Raw genomic sequence first — 17,650 nt, 5'->3', positions numbered from 1 at the left:
AAAAAAGGGAGCAATCAGCCCCCTTTTGAAATTCATGCCGGGTGGCGCTTCGCTTACCCGGCCTACGCAAAATTATCTTCTAAGTATTTTGGGTTGCAACAAGGCGGCAAGAGTGTGAATCCCCGGGAGCATAGATAACTATGTGACCGGGGTGAACACTCGTAGCCAACGCAGTTGCGGTCCGAAAGACGACAAAGATTATGCGATGGTACGTTGGATCTCGATAATCTCGAACACTTCGATCATATCGCCGACGCGAACGTCATTGTAGTTCTTCACGCCGATACCACATTCCATACCGTTACGGACTTCGTTGACGTCATCTTTGAAGCGGCGCAGGGATTCCAGCTCGCCTTCGTAGATAACCACGTTGTCGCGCAGAACGCGGATCGGGTTGTGACGTTTGATCGTGCCTTCGGTAACCATACAGCCCGCGATCGCACCGAATTTCGGTGATTTGAACACATCACGCACTTCAGCCAGACCAATAATCTGCTGTTTCAGTTCCGGAGACAGCATACCGCTCATCGCCGCTTTCACTTCGTCGATCAGGTTATAGATGACGGAGTAGTAACGCAGATCCAGGTTTTCCGCTTCGATCACTTTGCGCGCAGACGCATCGGCACGTACGTTGAAGCCAACCAGAATCGCGTTGGATGCTGCCGCCAGGGTCGCGTCGGTTTCGGTGATACCGCCCACGCCGGAACCGATGATCTTCACTTTCACTTCGTCCGTAGACAGTTTCAGCAAGGAGTCGGAGATCGCTTCCACAGAGCCCTGTACGTCGGCCTTCAGCACGATATTCACTTCGTGAACTTCGCCTTCGGTCATGTTGGCGAACATGTTCTCGAGTTTCGATTTCTGCTGACGCGCCAGTTTGACTTCACGGAATTTGCCCTGACGGTACAGTGCAACTTCACGCGCTTTCTTCTCGTCACGCACCACGGTCACTTCATCACCCGCAGCCGGTACGCCGGACAGACCGAGGATTTCCACCGGAATCGACGGACCCGCTTCCAGCACTTCCTGACCCAGTTCGTTACGCATCGCACGAACGCGGCCATATTCGAAGCCACACAGCACGATATCGCCTTTATGCAGGGTACCTTCGCGAACCAGAACGGTAGCAACCGGGCCACGTCCTTTATCCAGGAAGGATTCGATGACCGCGCCGCTCGCCATGCCTTTACGTACCGCTTTCAGCTCAAGTACTTCGGCTTGCAGCAGGATCGCATCCAGCAGCTCGTCAATGCCCGTACCGGCTTTTGCCGATACGTGGACGAACTGGCTTTCACCGCCCCACTCTTCCGGCAGAATGCCGTACTGGGACAGTTCATTCTTCACGCGATCCGGATCCGCTTCCGGCTTATCGATTTTGTTCACTGCAACCACCACCGGCACACCCGCCGCTTTCGCGTGCTGGATAGCTTCGATGGTCTGCGGCATCACGCCGTCGTCTGCGGCAACAACCAGAACCACGATATCCGTTGCCTGGGCGCCACGCGCACGCATGGAGGTAAACGCGGCGTGACCCGGGGTATCCAGGAAGGTGATCATGCCGTTGTCGGTTTCAACGTGGTACGCACCGATGTGCTGGGTAATGCCGCCCGCTTCGCCAGAGGCCACTTTCGTGGAACGGATGTAGTCCAGCAGGGAGGTTTTACCGTGGTCAACGTGACCCATGATGGTCACTACCGGTGCGCGCGGTTCAGCCGCTGCGCCGGTGTCACGGTCGCTCATTACCGCTTCTTCCAGCTCGTTTTCACGACGCAGGATCACTTTGTGGCCCATCTCTTCGGCAACCAGCTGCGCGGTTTCCTGGTCGATGACCTGGTTAATGGTGGCCATTGCGCCCAGTTTCATCATCGCTTTGATGACCTGAGAGCCTTTCACCGCCATCTTGTTCGCCAGTTCGCCAACGGTGATGGTTTCGCCAATCACAACGTCACGGTTAACGGCTTGCGCTGGCTTCTGGAAGCTCTGCTGCAGCGCGGAACCTTTACGCTTGCCGCCTTTACCGCCACGAACCGCTGCGCGCGCTTCTTCGCGATCGGCTTTAGACTCAGCGTGCTTGTTGCCTTTCTTCGCCGGACGGGCCGCTTTCGTGTTGCGACCGCGGCCACGGCCGCCTTCAACTTCACGATCGTTCTCGTCTTCAGCCTGGCGGGCATGCTGAGAAGTGGTGACGTGATAATCACTGGTGTCTTCAGTCGGCTCAGTGTTATCCGTCCATTTGTTTTCTTCCGCCATACGGCGAGCTTCTTCCGCTACGCGACGCGCTTCTTCTTCAAGCTTGCGGCGCGCTTCTTCTTCCGCTTTACGCTTCAGCTCAGCAGCTTCATTTTCACGGCGGGCTTTTTCGGCCTGGGCGGTTTTGGTCATATCGTCAGTCTGTTGATTGCTCACTTTGTCTTTTTCCGCAGCTTCACGTTTCGCTTTTTCAGCGGCGTCACGCTTAGCTTGTTCTGCGGCCTCACGTTCAGCTTTTTGTTGCGCCTCGCGTTTGGCTGCTTCTTCTGCCTCACGACGGGCTTGCTCTTCCGCTTCACGCTGCGCTTGCTCCTCCGCGGCGAGACGTTCAGCCTCTTGCGGGTCGCGTTTCACAAATGTGCGCTTCTTGCGGACTTCGATTTGTACCGATTTGCTTTTTCCACCGGTACCAGGAATGTTCAGGGTGCTACGCGTTTTACGTTGCAGCGTCAGCTTATCCGGGCCTGAGCCGTTTTCACGGTTCAGGTGCGCCAGTAAGGTCTGTTTTTCTTGTGCGGACACAGAGTCATCAGCAGACTTCGGGATACCGGCATCAGCAAATTGCTGTACCAGGCGTTCCACGGAGGTCTGTATCTCTGCGGCCAGCGTTTTTACGGTTACATCTGTCATGCTGTTCCTTCCTGCTACAGTTTATTACGCTTCGTCACCGAACCAGCAAATATTACGGGCAGCCATAATCAGCTCTCCGGCTTTTTCGTCGGTCAACCCTTCGATATCAGCCAGATCATCAATGCCCTGTTCGGCGAGATCTTCCAGCGTACAAACACCACGGGCAGCCAGTTTGAAGGCCAGTTCACGATCCATACCGTCGAGATTCAGCAGATCGTCAGTCGGTTTGTTATCACCGAGGCTTTCTTCCTGGGCCAGTGCCAGAGTGGTCAGTGCGTTTTTAGCGCGCTCGCGCAGCGCTTCAACGGTCGGCTCGTCAAGGCCGTCGATTTCCAGCAGTTCTTTCATTGGCACGTAGGCCAGCTCTTCCAGGGTTGCGAAACCTTCTTCAACCAGAACTGTTGCGAACTCTTCATCAATATCGAGATATTTGGTGAAGGTATCGATGGCGGCGTGGGCTTCAGCCTGATGTTTTGCCTGCAGGTCATCAACGGTCATTACGTTGAGTTCCCAGCCGCTCAGTTGCGAAGCCAGACGGACGTTCTGACCGTTACGTCCAATCGCTTGCGCCAGATTACCCGCTTCGACGGCGATATCCATGGTGTGTTTGTCTTCATCCACCACGATAGACGCGACGTCAGCAGGCGCCATTGCGTTAATGACGAACTGCGCCGGATTATCGTCCCACAGAACGATATCAATACGTTCGCCGCCCAGTTCGGTCGACACCGCCTGAACGCGCGCGCCGCGCATACCTACGCAGGCGCCGACCGGGTCGATACGCTTGTCGTTGGTTTTCACCGCGATTTTCGCACGGGAACCCGGATCGCGAGCCGCCGCTTTAATTTCGATCACTTCTTCGCCAATTTCCGGCACTTCAATGCGGAACAATTCGACCAGCATTTCCGGTTTGGAGCGGGTAACGAACAGCTGCGCACCGCGCGCTTCCGGACGGACTGCATACAGTACGCCGCGGATACGGTCGCCCGGACGGAAGTTTTCACGCGGCAGCATATCTTCACGCAGGATCACGGCTTCAGCATTATTTCCGAGATCCAGTGAGATGTTGTCGCGGTTCACTTTCTTCACTACGCCGGTGATGATTTCACCTTCGTGTTCACGGAACTGATCGACAACCATCGCGCGTTCGGCTTCACGTACTTTCTGTACGATAACCTGTTTTGCCGTCTGGGTGGTGATACGGTCAAAGGTGACAGATTCGATCTGATCTTCAACGTAGTCGCCCAGGTTCAGGCTTTCGTCTTCAAAACGCGCCGCTTCGAGCGTAATCTCTTTCGTCGGCTGGGTTACTTCTTCGACAATCAGCCAGCGACGGAAGGTATCGAAATCACCGCTTTTACGATCGATTTCTACGCGAACGTCGATCTCTTGTTCATATTTTTTCTTAGTTGCTGTAGCCAGCGCACTTTCCAGCGCTTCAAAAATCTTCTCGCGTGGCAGCGCCTTTTCGTTGGATACGGCTTCAACAACAGCCAAAATTTCTTTGTTCATCGCGGGCTTTTCACCTCAATCCAGACTGTTAAAAGTGGGGAACCAGGTTCGCCTTCTGGATATTACTCAGCGCGAACACTTCATCTTTTCCTTCGACTGTGACGGTAATCATTTCACCATCCACCGCTTTAATCACGCCCTGCCATTTACGGCGGTTCTGTACCGCCATGCGGAGTACCAGCGAAACGTCTTCACCCAGGAAACGCGCGTAGTGTTCAGCAGTGAACATCGGACGGTCGAGCCCCGGTGAGGAGACTTCCAGGTTATACGCCACCGTGATCGGATCTTCTACGTCCAGTACAGCGCTCACCTGATGGCTCACATCAGCACAATCATCAACATTGATGCCATCTTCACTATCAATATAGATGCGCAGTGTGGATGTGCGACCGCGAATAAATTCGATGCCGACCAGCTCGTAACCTAAGGCTTCAACTGGCGCTGTAATCATCTCTGTTAATTTTTGCTCTAATGTGGACAAGCCCACCCCCAAGACATAAAAAAAGGGCCTAAAGCCCAGTTATTCTGTAGTCAGATAACAAAAAACCCCGATAAATCGGGGCTTTAGATAACTGAACCCTATAACCGCAACTGCGGTCTGGAGAACCTTCCGAAAGAATTTTTTTCAAATCCAGCTACGAAGGCCTAAGTCTTCACAGTATATTTGAAAAAGAACTCTAAGGGAAAGTGGTTGCGGGGGCCGGATTTGAACCGACGACCTTCGGGTTATGAGCCCGACGAGCTACCAGGCTGCTCCACCCCGCGCCTGAAACGTGGCAAATTTTACTCGTTTTGGGTAAAAGATGCAAATACTGCTGGGATTTGGTACCGAGGACGGGACGTAAAATCTGCGGCTATTATATTGATTACTCCCCCATTGTGTCAACCTTGTTAACAGCATCCTCTCGCGACACGCCATCGGCGCGAATGGTGGAAAAACGCATGAAACACTTCCTGTCTTGCAAAAAAGATGTTTAAATGAAAACTCATTTATTTTGCATAAAAATGCAATAAGAGCAGAAAGCCGATCTCACCATCAGTCTATCAAGCAGGGTTTTATTTTATGACGACGATTCTCAAGCATCTTCCGGCAGGTCAACGTATTGGTATCGCTTTTTCCGGCGGACTGGACACCAGCGCAGCACTGCTGTGGATGCGACAAAAAGGGGCTGTCCCATATGCATATACTGCGAATCTGGGTCAGCCAGATGAGGACGATTACGATGCGATTCCTCGTCGCGCAATGGAATACGGTGCAGAGAACGCTCGCCTGATTGACTGCCGTAAACAGCTGGTTGCCGAAGGTATCGCGGCGATTCAGTGTGGCGCATTTCATAACACCACTGGCGGCCTGACCTATTTTAATACCACGCCACTGGGCCGCGCAGTAACCGGCACCATGCTGGTTGCCGCGATGAAAGAAGACGGTGTGAATATCTGGGGTGACGGCAGCACCTATAAAGGAAACGATATTGAGCGTTTCTACCGCTACGGTCTGCTGACCAACGCTGAGCTACAGATTTACAAACCGTGGCTGGACACCGACTTTATTGATGAGCTGGGTGGTCGTCACGAGATGTCTGAATTTATGATCGCCTGCGGCTTCGACTACAAAATGTCTGTCGAAAAGGCGTATTCCACGGACTCCAATATGCTCGGCGCGACGCACGAAGCCAAAGACCTCGAGTTTCTGAACTCCAGCGTGAAGATCGTTAATCCGATCATGGGCGTGAAGTTCTGGGACGAAAACGTGAAAATCCCGGCGGAAGAAGTCACCGTACGTTTCGAACAGGGGCATCCGGTGGCGCTGAACGGCAAAACGTTTAGCGACGATGTGGAGATGATGCTGGAAGCGAACCGTATCGGCGGCCGTCATGGTCTGGGCATGAGCGATCAAATTGAAAACCGTATCATTGAAGCGAAAAGTCGCGGTATTTATGAAGCCCCGGGGATGGCGCTGCTGCATATCGCCTACGAACGTTTGCTGACTGGCATTCATAATGAAGACACTATTGAGCAATATCATGCGCACGGACGTCAGCTGGGCCGCCTGCTGTATCAGGGCCGCTGGTTTGACTCACAGGCGCTGATGCTGCGTGACGGTCTGCAACGCTGGGTCGCCAGCCAGATCACCGGTGAAGTCACGCTGGAACTGCGCCGCGGTAATGATTATTCCATCCTCAATACCGTTTCAGAGAATCTGACCTACAAACCGGAACGCCTGACGATGGAAAAAGGTGACTCTGTATTCTCACCGGACGATCGTATCGGTCAGTTAACTATGCGTAATCTGGATATCACCGACACCCGGGAGAAGCTGTTTGGCTATGCGCAGTCTGGCTTGCTCACCGCCTCTTCCGCGACCGGTCTGCCGCAGGTAGAGAATCTGGAAAATAAAGCGAAGTGATCGGAATAGATGCTTTTCACCAGGCCGCGTATGCGGCCTTTTTTATACGTGGCGTCACCCTGTATACCGGATAAGCGTGGCGCCATCAGGCTTCGTGAATAATGTTGAATATCGGCGCAACCACTATTCGGCAGGCAAATGACCACAGACGGCAAGGGTCATAAATAAAAGACGAAAAAAAAGACGCTTTTCAGCATCTTTCTTTTGGAATATTGGTACCGAGGACGGGACTTGAACCCGTAAGCCCTATTGGGCACTACCACCTCAAGGTAGCGTGTCTACCAATTCCACCACCTCGGCACGAAAATCTTATTGTGGGATATCGCTGGTCGGCTTAGCCGGAGCCGCAGGCTGAGTTTGCTCGGTTTTCGCCGGCGCGCTCAGATTTTCCCACTCACTTCCTTTATTGGTTTTATTGCTGTTGATATTGCCCAGCACCAGACTGATGATGAAGAACAACGTCACCAGCACAGCCGTCATTCGGGTCATGAAGTTACCAGAACCACTTGAACCAAACAGCGTAGCGGAAGCGCCTGCTCCGAAGGAGGCTCCCATATCAGCGCCTTTACCTTGCTGCAGCATGATCAGACCGACAAGGCCAATTGCCACAATAAGGAAAACTACCAAAAGAGCTTCGTACATAATCAACCTGTTCCTTGCGGAGTTGCCGCATACCAATGCTTCAAACCAATAAAGCGGGATAAGCTACTGTTTCCCACTGAAGCGGGTGTGAATACTAACCAAAGCGAATGTCCTTCGCAAGGGCAATTTTAGGCCATTGTATCAACTGCGGAAAAAAACAGCAAAAGCATGCCATTTCTACCTGCAACAGGCGGCATTTGCCGCCTTTTTATGCAGTAAAAAGGACCTTTACACCGCCTTTACAGCCTCTGCGATACGGTGAGCGAATTCAGTGACCTGGGCTTCGTCCTCGCCTTCCACCATCACGCGGATTAACGGCTCGGTGCCTGACTTACGTAACAGCACGCGACCGCGGTTGCCCAACGCCGCTTCCACATCCGCCGTGATCGCCTTCACGGTTTCGTTTTCCAACGGATCGCCGCTGCCGGCGGTATAGCGCACGTTAACGAGGATCTGCGGAAACATTTTCATGCCGCTGCAGAGATCGTGAAGACTCATATGGTTACGCACCATTGCCGCTAATACCTGCAGTCCCGCCACAATGCCGTCGCCCGTGGTGGTCTTATCCAACAGAATGACGTGCCCGGAGTTTTCCGCACCGATACGCCAGCCTTTTTCCTGCATTTTTTCCAGCACGTAGCGGTCGCCTACTTTGGCACGGGTGAACGGAATGCCCAGCTGTTTGAGCGCCAGCTCCAGCCCCATGTTGCTCATCAGCGTACCGACGGCGCCGCCGCGTAATTGTCCCTGACGCAACGCTTCACGGGCGATGATATACATAATCTGATCGCCATCGACTTTATTGCCTTCATGGTCAACCATGATCACGCGGTCACCGTCACCGTCCAGGGCAATCCCCAGGTCGGCTTTTTCCGCGACAACGCGCGCCTGCAGAGCACGCACATCCGTCGCGCCCACTTCTTCGTTAATATTGACGCCGTTCGGTTCACAGCCAATCGCAATGACCTTCGCGCCCAGCTCGCGCAACACGTTGGGCGCAATGTGGTAGGTCGCGCCGTTCGCGCAATCGACAACAATTTTTAACTCATTCAGGCTCAGTTCATTCGGAAATGTGCCTTTGCAGAACTCAATATAGCGTCCTGCGGCGTCCACAATACGGCTGGCTTTACCCAGTTCAGCGGAGTCCACGCAGGTGATCTCTTTTTCCATTTCTGCTTCAATGGCTTCTTCCACCGCATCCGGCAGTTTGGTGCCATCAATAGAGAAGAACTTAATACCGTTGTCATAGAACGGATTGTGCGACGCTGATATCACAATGCCAGCCTCTGCGCGGAAAGTGCGCGTCAGGTATGCCACGGCGGGCGTCGGCATCGGGCCGGTAAATGAGGCGGATAAGCCCGCCGCCGCCAGTCCCGCTTCCAGGGCCGACTCCAGCATGTAACCGGAAATACGCGTATCTTTACCGATGATGATTTTACGGGAGCCGTGGCGCGCGAGCACTTTACCGGCCGCCCATCCCAGTTTAAGCACGAAATCAGGGGTGATCGGGGCGTCGCCAACGCGACCACGGATTCCATCGGTACCAAAATATTTACGGTTACTCATAGCGTTTGTTTTCCTTTGCGGACAATGTGGCTTCGACCACACGCATCGCTTCTACGGTTTCTTTGACGTCATGGACACGAATGATCTGCGCTCCCTGCATGGCCGCAATTACCGCGCAGGCCAGGCTGCCGCTCAGTCGCTCTGAAGGCCCGACGTTGAGCAACTGGCCCACCATCGATTTGCGCGACATTCCCACCAACAGCGGCAGATTAAAATGATGAAACTCAGATAAACGCGCCAGTAATGTATAGTTGTGGGAGAGATTTTTACCGAAACCGAATCCCGGGTCGAGTAACAATTTCTCTTTTGCGATACCCGCCCTTTCACAACGTGCTATCTGCTCAATAAAGTAGCGATTAACTTCAGCGAACACGTCGTCATATTTCGGCGCCTGCTGCATGGTTTTCGGTTGCCCCTGCATGTGCATTAAGCAAACGGGCAAACCGGTTTCCGCTGCGGCTTCCAGCGCGCCGGGTTCAGAAAGCGAGCGGATGTCGTTAATGATGTGAGCGCCCACTCTGGCTGATTCGCGGATCACCTCCGGCTTTGATGTATCCACGGAAATCCAGACTTCAAAACGCTGCGCAATCGCCTCAACAACCGGAATCACCCGCTGCAATTCCTCTTCCACACTGACATCAGCCGCGCCAGGACGCGTTGATTCGCCACCAACATCAATGATGGTGGCACCGGCGTTAATCATCAGATTCGCATGCTTCACAGCCTCGATCAGCGTGTTATGCGTTCCACCGTCAGAGAAGGAGTCTGGAGTGACATTGAGAATGCCCATCACATGCGGATGGCTAAGATCAAGTGAAGTGCCCTGGGCGAAGAGTTGCATAATGTTATCCCTGGTATGAAATCATAAAAAACCCCGGAGCAAGCCCCAGGGTTTTCATTAACGCGCAGTCATCAACAATGGTATGACTTATTTGTCGCCTAACTGCTCTGACATGGTATTGCCCGGGTTCGGCGTACGGGGTTCATCAACCGGACGCGGCGCACGCGGGGTGCCATTGTTGTCAGAATTGTTAGAGCCGGGTTCTTCCCAGCCAGCTGGCGGGCGAACGTCACGGCGTGCCATCAGGTCATCAATCTGCGGCGCATCGATGGTCTCGTATTTCATGAGCGCATCTTTCATTGCGTGCAGGATGTCCATGTTATCGTTCAGAAGCTGACGCGCACGATTGTAGTTACGTTCAATCAGCGCTTTCACTTCCTGGTCGATGATACGCGCGGTTTCATCGGACATGTGTTTGGCTTTCGCGACGCTTCGACCAAGGAACACTTCACCCTCTTCTTCCGCATACAGCAACGGACCGAGTTTTTCCGAGAAGCCCCATTGGGTCACCATGTTACGCGCCAGGTTGGTCGCCACTTTGATGTCGTTTGACGCGCCGGTAGAAACGTGTTCAACACCGTAGATGATCTCTTCTGCCAGACGACCACCGTAAAGCGTCGAAATCTGGCTTTCCAGTTTCTGGCGGCTGGCGCTAATCGCGTCGCCCTCAGGCAGGAAGAAGGTCACACCCAGCGCACGACCGCGCGGAATAATCGTCACTTTATGCACCGGATCGTGTTCCGGCACCAGACGACCGATGATCGCATGGCCAGCTTCGTGGTAAGCGGTCGATTCTTTCTGCGCTTCCGTCATCACCATGGAGCGACGTTCCGCACCCATCATGATTTTGTCTTTCGCTTTTTCGAATTCAACCATGGAGACCACGCGCTTGTTGCCACGCGCAGCAAACAGGGCCGCTTCGTTCACCAGGTTCGCCAGGTCCGCACCGGAGAAGCCAGGCGTACCGCGGGCAATGATGGCCGCATCGATATCCGGCGCCAACGGCACGCGACGCATATGGACTTTCAGGATCTGTTCACGACCGCGCACATCCGGCAGCCCCACCACGACCTGACGGTCAAAACGGCCTGGACGCAGCAGCGCCGGGTCAAGAACGTCCGGACGGTTTGTCGCCGCGATAACGATAATACCTTCGTTACCTTCGAAGCCGTCCATCTCAACCAGCATCTGGTTCAGCGTCTGTTCACGTTCATCGTGACCGCCACCCAGACCTGCGCCACGCTGGCGGCCTACGGCGTCGATTTCATCGATGAAGATAATGCACGGCGCCGCCTTCTTGGCCTGTTCGAACATGTCACGTACGCGAGACGCACCGACACCAACAAACATTTCCACGAAGTCAGAACCGGAAATGGTAAAGAACGGTACCTTCGCTTCACCGGCGATGGCTTTCGCCAGCAGGGTTTTACCGGTACCCGGCGGCCCCACCATCAGAACGCCTTTCGGGATTTTACCGCCCAGTTTCTGGAAACGGCTCGGCTCGCGCAGGTATTCAACCAGTTCACCGACTTCTTCTTTCGCTTCATCACAACCTGCTACGTCGGCAAAGGTGGTTTTGATCTGATCTTCCGTCAGCATGCGCGCTTTGCTCTTACCAAACGACATGGCGCCTTTGCCACCGCCGCCCTGCATCTGACGCATGAAGAAGATCCAGACACCGATCAACAGCAGCATCGGGAACCAGGAAATAAAGATGGAAGCCAGCAGGCTCGGCTCTTCCGGTGGTTCACCCACAACCTTGACGTTTTTCGTCAGCAGGTTATCAAGCAGCTTCGGATCGTTAACCGGAATGTAGGTCGTGTAACGGTTACTATCTTTCTTGGTAACGTTGATCTCACGTCCGTTAATACGTGCTTCACGAACCTGGTCGTTGTTGACCTCTTGCAGGAAGGTAGAGTAATCCACCTTACGGCCATTAGACTCGCTGGGCCCAAAGCTCTGGAATACTGACATCAGCACAACGGCAATGACCAGCCAGAGTATTAGGTTTTTCGCCATGTCACTCAAGGGATTAACCTCTTATTACAACTGTGTTAAAAACAGCGTCAGGATACTCTATATCCAGCGTCTTTCAAACTTTCGTCTGAAATCGACCAGTTATGGTTTACGCCCGGTCGCTACAATATACACTTCACGCGAACGTGCGCGAGAAGAGTCCGGCTTACGAACTTTCACCTTCGTAAACAGGGAGCGAATTTCCCTTAGATACTCATCGAAACCTTCGCCCTGGAACACCTTCACTACAAAACTTCCACCCGGCGCTAGCACATCACGACACATTTCTAACGCCAGTTCCACCAGGTACATGGCGCGGGGGATGTCCACCGCCGGTGTTCCGCTCATGTTTGGTGCCATATCTGACATGACAACTTGTACTTTACTGTCACCCACGCGTTCCAGCAGCGCTTTCATCACTAGTTCATCACGAAAGTCGCCCTGAAGAAAGTCCACACCAACAATAGGATCCATAGGTAAAAGATCGCAAGCGATGATGCGGCCTTTGCCGCCAATTTGCGAGACCACATACTGTGACCAGCCTCCTGGCGCGGCACCGAGATCGACAACCGTCATTCCCGGCTTAAAGAGTTTGTCACTTTGCTGTATTTCATCAAGTTTAAACCAGGCACGGGAACGTAACCCCTTTTTCTGTGCCTCTTGAACATATTTATCGCTAAAGTGTTCCTGAAGCCAGCGACTCGAGCTGGCAGAACGCTTTTTACCTGTCATTTAACTTTCCCATCCGGGCAGAACATCGTTGCCATACGGCGTAAATTTCAACGCACTATTTGGTGATATATGGGAGATGGCGGTAGAATGACCCGTTTTCAATCCCAACGTAAGCAAAAATATACGATGAATCTGAGTACTAAACAAAAACAGCACCTGAAAGGTCTGGCACATCCGCTCAAGCCGGTCGTTATGCTTGGCAATAATGGTTTGACCGAAGGGGTACTGGCCGAGATTGAACAAGCGTTAGAGCACCATGAACTTATCAAGGTGAAAATCGCATCAGAAGATCGCGAAACCAAAACCTTGATCGTGGACGCTATCGTGCGCGAAACCGGCGCCTGTAACGTACAGGTCATCGGTAAAATGCTGGTGCTTTATCGCCCAAGTAAAGAACGTAAAATCTCGCTGCCGCGCTAAGAATATCCTGACGTTGAACACAAATTCTGTGTAAAACGAGGGATTTTCCGCTGGCAGGAGAGCAAAATGCCACGCTCTGTTCGTTGATAAAAGGCCGCTATGCGGCCTTTTTCCTTTCTTTACAATACATCAACATCTTGAGTATTGGGAAATTCTTACAGGTATTCGACCCTGGTGATCTCATACTCAACTTCGCCGCCCGGCGTTTTGATGACCACAACGTCATCCTGCTCTTTGCCAATCAGACCGCGGGCAATCGGCGAATTCACCGAAATCAGGTTTTGTTTAAAGTCGGCCTCATCATCGCCCACGATGCGCCAGGTCTGCTCTTCATCGTTATCAAGATTCAGCACGGTGACCGTCGCACCGAAAACCACGCGACCGTTGTTAGGCATTTTTGTAACGTCGATCACCTGCGCATTCGACAGTTTCGCTTCGATATCTTTGATGCGGCCTTCGCAAAACCCTTGCTGCTCACGCGCGGCGTGATATTCCGCATTCTCTTTGAGATCGCCATGTTCACGCGCTTCAGCGATAGCGGCGATAATTTCAGGGCGGCGTACAGATTTCAGAAAATCCAGCTCTTCGCGCAGTTTTTCTGCGCCGCGTAAGGTCATCGGAATAGCTTGCATTTGTTATACCTCTTAAACATTCCTGTAGGGGGGCAATGGTCCACCCCGGCTGTTAAGCCTGCCCCGGTATGGCGTCATACCCGAGCCAGAAGCAAAAAAATACCGACCCGGGCAAAAACCCAGGTCAGCTACAATTCTCAATTTGATACTCATTTTACCCTGGAGTTCCCTATGGGTCATCGTTTACTTTCCAGGGCATTGCGCCGTAGTATGACGGCTTGTTTCCAGGTTGTTAGCGCGAGATTATGCGATTTTCCAGATTTATCATCGGATTGACCACCAGTATAGCGTTCAGCGTCCAGGCCGCGAACGTTGATGAGTACATCAACCAGCTTCCTGCCGGAGCCAATCTTGCCCTCATGGTGCAGAAGGTTGGCGCGCCGGCCCCCGCGATTGATTATCATAGTCAACAAATGGCCCTACCTGCCAGCACGCAGAAAGTCATCACCGCGCTGGCGGCGCTGATACAGCTTGGCCCAGACTTCCGTTTTACGACAACGCTGGAGACCAAAGGCCAGGTCGATGGCGGCGTTTTGAAGGGAGACTTAGTGGCGCGATTCGGTGCCGATCCGACGTTAAAACGTCAGGATATTCGGAATATGGTCGCGAACCTGAAAAAATCAGGTGTCACGCAGATTACCGGAAATATCCTCATTGATACCTCGATTTTTGCCAGTCATGACAAAGCGCCGGGATGGCCGTGGAATGACATGACTCAATGCTTTAGCGCCCCGCCTGCGGCTGCGATTGTGGACCGAAACTGCTTCTCCATTTCGCTTTATAGCGCCCAGAAACCCAACGATTTGGCGTATATTCGCGTGGCGTCTTACTATCCTGTCACCTTCTTTAGCCAGGTGCGTACGCTCGCTCGCGGCTCCACTGAGGCGCAATACTGTGAACTGGACGTGGTGCCTGGAGATTTAAACCGCTTCACATTAACCGGCTGCCTGCCGCAGCGTGCCGAACCGCTGCCATTAGCCTTCGCCATCCAGGATGGCGCCAGCTATGCCGGGGCAATTTTAAAAGCCGAGTTAAAACAAGCCGGTATCAGTTATGGCGGAACGTTATTACGCCAGACGCAGGTCAATGAACCGGGAACCATTGTTGCCAGCAAACAGTCCGCCCCGTTGCACGATCTGCTTAAGATTATGCTGAAAAAGTCGGACAACATGATTGCCGATACCGTCTTTCGCATGATTGGCCATGCCCGTTTCAACGTGCCGGGCACCTGGCGCGCCGGATCCGATGCAGTACGCCAGATCCTTCGTCAGCAGGCGGGCGTAGATATTGGCAATACCATTATCGCCGATGGTTCCGGTCTTTCTCGCCACAACCTGATAGCCCCTGCGACCATGATGCAGGTGCTGCAATATATCGCACAGCACGACAACGAGCTGAACTTCATCTCTATGCTTCCGCTGGCGGGCTATGACGGCTCTCTGCAATACCGGGCGGGCCTGCATCAGGCGGGAGTGGATGGTAAGGTGTCGGCGAAAACCGGTTCGCTTCAGGGCGTTTATAACCTGGCAGGGTTCATCACTACCGCAAGCGGGCAGCGTATGGCATTCGTACAGTATCTGTCAGGCTATGCGGTTGCGCCAGCCGAGCAGCGTAACCGCCGAATTCCGCTGGTGCGTTTCGAAAGCCGGTTGTACAAGGATATTTATCAGAACAACTAGGCGGGCGGTAATGCCGGAGAAGCGAAGCGCCATCCGGCGCTTCGCATTACACAGGTTAACGCTTATAAATGAACTCAACGCCTTCTTCGTCGTCTTCGTCCCAGTCGTCATCCCAGTCATCTTCCGCTTCGTCTTCGACTTCCGCGAGCTGCTGGCGGTGGTAGTCATCCCACATGAATTCGACTTTTTCCGGCTGCTTCGCTTCTTCAGCCTGAACGATTGGATTCTCGATGATAAAGGTCATCACATCCCAACAGAGATCTTTCACGCCCAGTTGGCTGGCGGCAGAGATGAGATAATATTTACCTTCCCAGCCCAACGCGTCGGCGATCGCTTTCGCTTTCTCTTCCGCTTCGGCTTTATCCAGCAGATCGATCTTGTTGAACACTAACCAGCGCGGCTTGGACGCCAGATCCTGGCTGTACTTCTCCAGTTCGCCGATGATGATACGGGCGTTTTCCACCGGATCGGAACCGTCGATCGGATCGATGTTGATGAGATGCAGCAGAACACGGCAGCGCTCAAGATGCTTCAGGAAGCGAATCCCCAACCCTGCGCCTTCAGAAGCGCCTTCAATCAGCCCCGGGATGTCCGCGACCACAAAGCTCTTCTCATTATCCATACGCACCACGCCAAGGCTCGGCACCAGCGTGGTAAACGGATAATCCGCCACTTTTGGTTTCGCCGCCGATACTGCGCGGATAAAGGTCGATTTACCGGCGTTTGGCATACCGAGCATACCGACGTCAGCCAGCAGCATCAGCTCCAGTAACAGATCGCGCTTATCACCCGGCGTCCCCATGGTCTTTTGACGCGGGGTACGGTTTACGGAAGATTTAAAACGGGTATTCCCCAGACCGTGCCAGCCGCCTTTCGCCACCATCAGACGCTGACCGTGTTTGGTCATATCGCCCATGGTTTCGCCAGTGCCCTGATCGATCACGCGTGTGCCGACCGGCACTTTAATGGTGACATCTTTACCGCGTTTACCGGTACAGTCACGGCTGGCGCCATTCTGACCACGCTCCGCGCGGAAGGATTTCTCAAAACGGTAGTCGATCAGGGTGTTAAGGTTTTCGTCCGCTTCCAGCCAGACGTCACCGCCGTCACCGCCATCGCCGCCGTCCGGGCCGCCTTTCGGGATGTATTTTTCGCGACGGAAGCTGACACAACCGTTACCACCATCGCCTGCAACGACCAGAATCGTCGCTTCATCAACAAACTTCATTTTACTCTCCGTAAATCATTCGCCTGAGCGGGGTTGCGATACCACCGGTTCATGCTTGCGTAATCCGCCCCAAATTCGATGACCAATGGCGGAGTACATCGCGCCCGCAACCACGACAAACGCACCGAGATAACCTAAAAGGTTTAACATCGGTCTGGCGAAGAAATCGGGCCAGGCCACAGATAAAAGATCTGAAAATAACAAGGTAAACAGCGGGGTAAGCGTGATTAACGCGCTCACCTGCGCCGCTTGCCAGCGCGCCATCGCTTCCGCCAGGGCGCCATATCCTACCAGCGTATTCAGCCCGCAGAAAATCAAACAGGCAAGCTGCCAGTCGCTGAGCTGCGCGATCACCCCTGGCTTCGCCAGCGGCAATAGCGCTATCGTACATAAAGTGTACAGTAAAAACAGGATCTGCGGTGACGCCAGACGCCGCAATAATACCTTTTGCGCGACGCCATAACTCACCCAGACCATCGCCGCGCCAACGCCAAAAATGACGCCCCAGGTGTAATCGGTCAGTTTGGTAAAGATTTCGACCAGGCTGGTGTTGAAGAACATCACCAGCCCACTCAGCAGCATCATTGCGCCGATGATCTGCGTACCGCGCATTTTCTCTTTGAGAATAAATACGCTGGCAACCATCATACCAACCGGCGACAGTTGCCCAATAACCTGCGAGGCTGTCGGGCTAAGATATTGCAGGGAAGAGCTGAACAGAATGAAATTACCAAAAAGCCCGCCGGTGGCAATCGCCAACAGCACCAACCAGCGCGGCTTACGGAAAATTCGCAGCGGCGGCAGCTTGCGCTTCACCGCCAGGATCGCCCCCAGACCAACGCTGGCCATTAAAAAACGGTAAAACACGACGGTAGGAGGTTCCATCACCTCCAGCACTTGCTTCATCGCAATTGGCAAAGCCCCCCAACACATCGCGGTGGTGAGCGCCAAAAGAATGCCAATGCCAGCCTGCTGCTTCATGCCCGTTTCCCTGCAAGGGCTCGTGAGCCGAAAAGGAACGGTTTCACGAGCATATTTACCGGTCGTCGAATGTAAAAAGCCCCGCAACAGGTGCGGGGCTTTAATCCGTTACCG

Annotated in this window: 14 protein-coding genes and 2 tRNA genes; 3 read left to right on the top strand and 13 right to left on the bottom strand. The window is 53.5% G+C overall.

Annotated features, from left to right (window positions below):
- Positions 1–198 precede the first annotated feature (198 nt).
- From infB to JY391_RS02955, 4 genes are all read right to left on the bottom strand, one after another.
- Complete coding sequence (gene infB, locus JY391_RS02970) at positions 199–2,880, bottom strand: translation initiation factor IF-2 (RefSeq protein ID WP_042291835.1); 2,682 nt, start codon at positions 2,878–2,880, stop codon at positions 199–201.
- Positions 2,881–2,904: 24 nt separating this feature from the next.
- A complete protein-coding gene (gene nusA, locus JY391_RS02965; protein WP_042291836.1) occupies positions 2,905–4,392 on the bottom strand; it encodes a transcription termination factor NusA in 1,488 nt (495 codons plus the stop codon).
- A gap of 28 nt (positions 4,393–4,420) precedes the next feature.
- Positions 4,421–4,873, bottom strand: a complete 453-nt coding sequence (rimP, locus tag JY391_RS02960) for a ribosome maturation factor RimP (protein WP_042292047.1) — start codon at positions 4,871–4,873, stop codon at positions 4,421–4,423.
- Between the two features lie 207 nt (positions 4,874–5,080).
- A tRNA-Met gene (locus JY391_RS02955) sits at positions 5,081–5,157 on the bottom strand.
- Positions 5,158–5,455: 298 nt separating this feature from the next.
- Here JY391_RS02955 and argG point away from each other — a divergent pair.
- The gene (gene argG, locus JY391_RS02950) at positions 5,456–6,799 is read left to right on the top strand and encodes an argininosuccinate synthase (protein WP_042291839.1); all 1,344 of its coding nucleotides are present in this window, start codon (positions 5,456–5,458) and stop codon (positions 6,797–6,799) included.
- 213 nt (positions 6,800–7,012) lie between these two features.
- Here the strand turns inward: argG and JY391_RS02945 are convergent.
- From JY391_RS02945 to rlmE, 6 genes are all read right to left on the bottom strand, one after another.
- Positions 7,013–7,099: transfer RNA gene (locus JY391_RS02945), tRNA-Leu, on the bottom strand.
- 9 nt (positions 7,100–7,108) lie between these two features.
- Positions 7,109–7,441 carry a preprotein translocase subunit SecG gene (gene secG / locus JY391_RS02940; protein ID WP_211935200.1) on the bottom strand — a complete coding sequence of 111 codons (333 nt, stop codon included), beginning with the start codon at positions 7,439–7,441 and terminating at the stop codon, positions 7,109–7,111.
- Positions 7,442–7,669: 228 nt separating this feature from the next.
- A complete protein-coding gene (gene glmM / locus JY391_RS02935; protein WP_042291845.1) occupies positions 7,670–9,007 on the bottom strand; it encodes a phosphoglucosamine mutase in 1,338 nt (445 codons plus the stop codon).
- Positions 9,000–9,848, bottom strand: a complete 849-nt coding sequence (gene folP, locus JY391_RS02930) for a dihydropteroate synthase (RefSeq protein ID WP_060571064.1) — start codon at positions 9,846–9,848, stop codon at positions 9,000–9,002. Before folP ends, glmM begins: the two co-directional genes overlap by 8 nt.
- An 87-nt stretch (positions 9,849–9,935) precedes the next feature.
- Positions 9,936–11,867 carry an ATP-dependent zinc metalloprotease FtsH gene (ftsH, locus tag JY391_RS02925; RefSeq protein ID WP_042291851.1) on the bottom strand — a complete coding sequence of 644 codons (1,932 nt, stop codon included), beginning with the start codon at positions 11,865–11,867 and terminating at the stop codon, positions 9,936–9,938.
- 99 nt (positions 11,868–11,966) lie between these two features.
- The gene (gene rlmE, locus JY391_RS02920) at positions 11,967–12,596 is read right to left on the bottom strand and encodes a 23S rRNA (uridine(2552)-2'-O)-methyltransferase RlmE (RefSeq protein ID WP_042291855.1); all 630 of its coding nucleotides are present in this window, start codon (positions 12,594–12,596) and stop codon (positions 11,967–11,969) included.
- Positions 12,597–12,722: 126 nt separating this feature from the next.
- On the opposite strand from rlmE, the gene yhbY reads away from it, so the two are divergent.
- Positions 12,723–13,016: a ribosome assembly RNA-binding protein YhbY gene (yhbY, locus tag JY391_RS02915; protein WP_042292049.1), complete on the top strand. Its 294-nt coding sequence runs from the start codon at positions 12,723–12,725 to the stop codon at positions 13,014–13,016.
- 155 nt (positions 13,017–13,171) lie between these two features.
- Here the strand turns inward: yhbY and greA are convergent, their stop codons facing one another.
- Positions 13,172–13,648, bottom strand: coding sequence for a transcription elongation factor GreA (gene greA / locus JY391_RS02910; RefSeq protein ID WP_042291859.1), 477 nt, complete (start codon positions 13,646–13,648; stop codon positions 13,172–13,174).
- A gap of 245 nt (positions 13,649–13,893) precedes the next feature.
- Here greA and dacB point away from each other — a divergent pair, with 245 nt between their 5' ends.
- Positions 13,894–15,327 carry a serine-type D-Ala-D-Ala carboxypeptidase gene (gene dacB / locus JY391_RS02905; protein WP_211935199.1) on the top strand — a complete coding sequence of 478 codons (1,434 nt, stop codon included), beginning with the start codon at positions 13,894–13,896 and terminating at the stop codon, positions 15,325–15,327.
- 55 nt (positions 15,328–15,382) lie between these two features.
- Here the strand turns inward: dacB and cgtA are convergent, their stop codons facing one another.
- Both cgtA and JY391_RS02895 read right to left on the bottom strand, forming a co-directional pair.
- Positions 15,383–16,555 (bottom strand): Obg family GTPase CgtA, encoded by a 1,173-nt coding sequence (gene cgtA, locus JY391_RS02900; protein WP_211935198.1) that lies wholly within the window; start codon positions 16,553–16,555, stop codon positions 15,383–15,385.
- Between the two features lie 15 nt (positions 16,556–16,570).
- Positions 16,571–17,536, bottom strand: a complete 966-nt coding sequence (locus tag JY391_RS02895; RefSeq protein WP_060571061.1) for a DMT family transporter — start codon at positions 17,534–17,536, stop codon at positions 16,571–16,573.
- Between the last annotated feature and the right edge of the window lie 114 nt (positions 17,537–17,650).

It is taken from the genome of Citrobacter sedlakii, from assembly GCF_018128425.1.
GTDB lineage: Bacteria > Pseudomonadota > Gammaproteobacteria > Enterobacterales > Enterobacteriaceae > Citrobacter_A > Citrobacter_A sedlakii.
The sequence above is the reverse complement of the archived record's forward strand: the minus strand, read 5'-3'. Positions and strand labels throughout refer to the sequence as shown.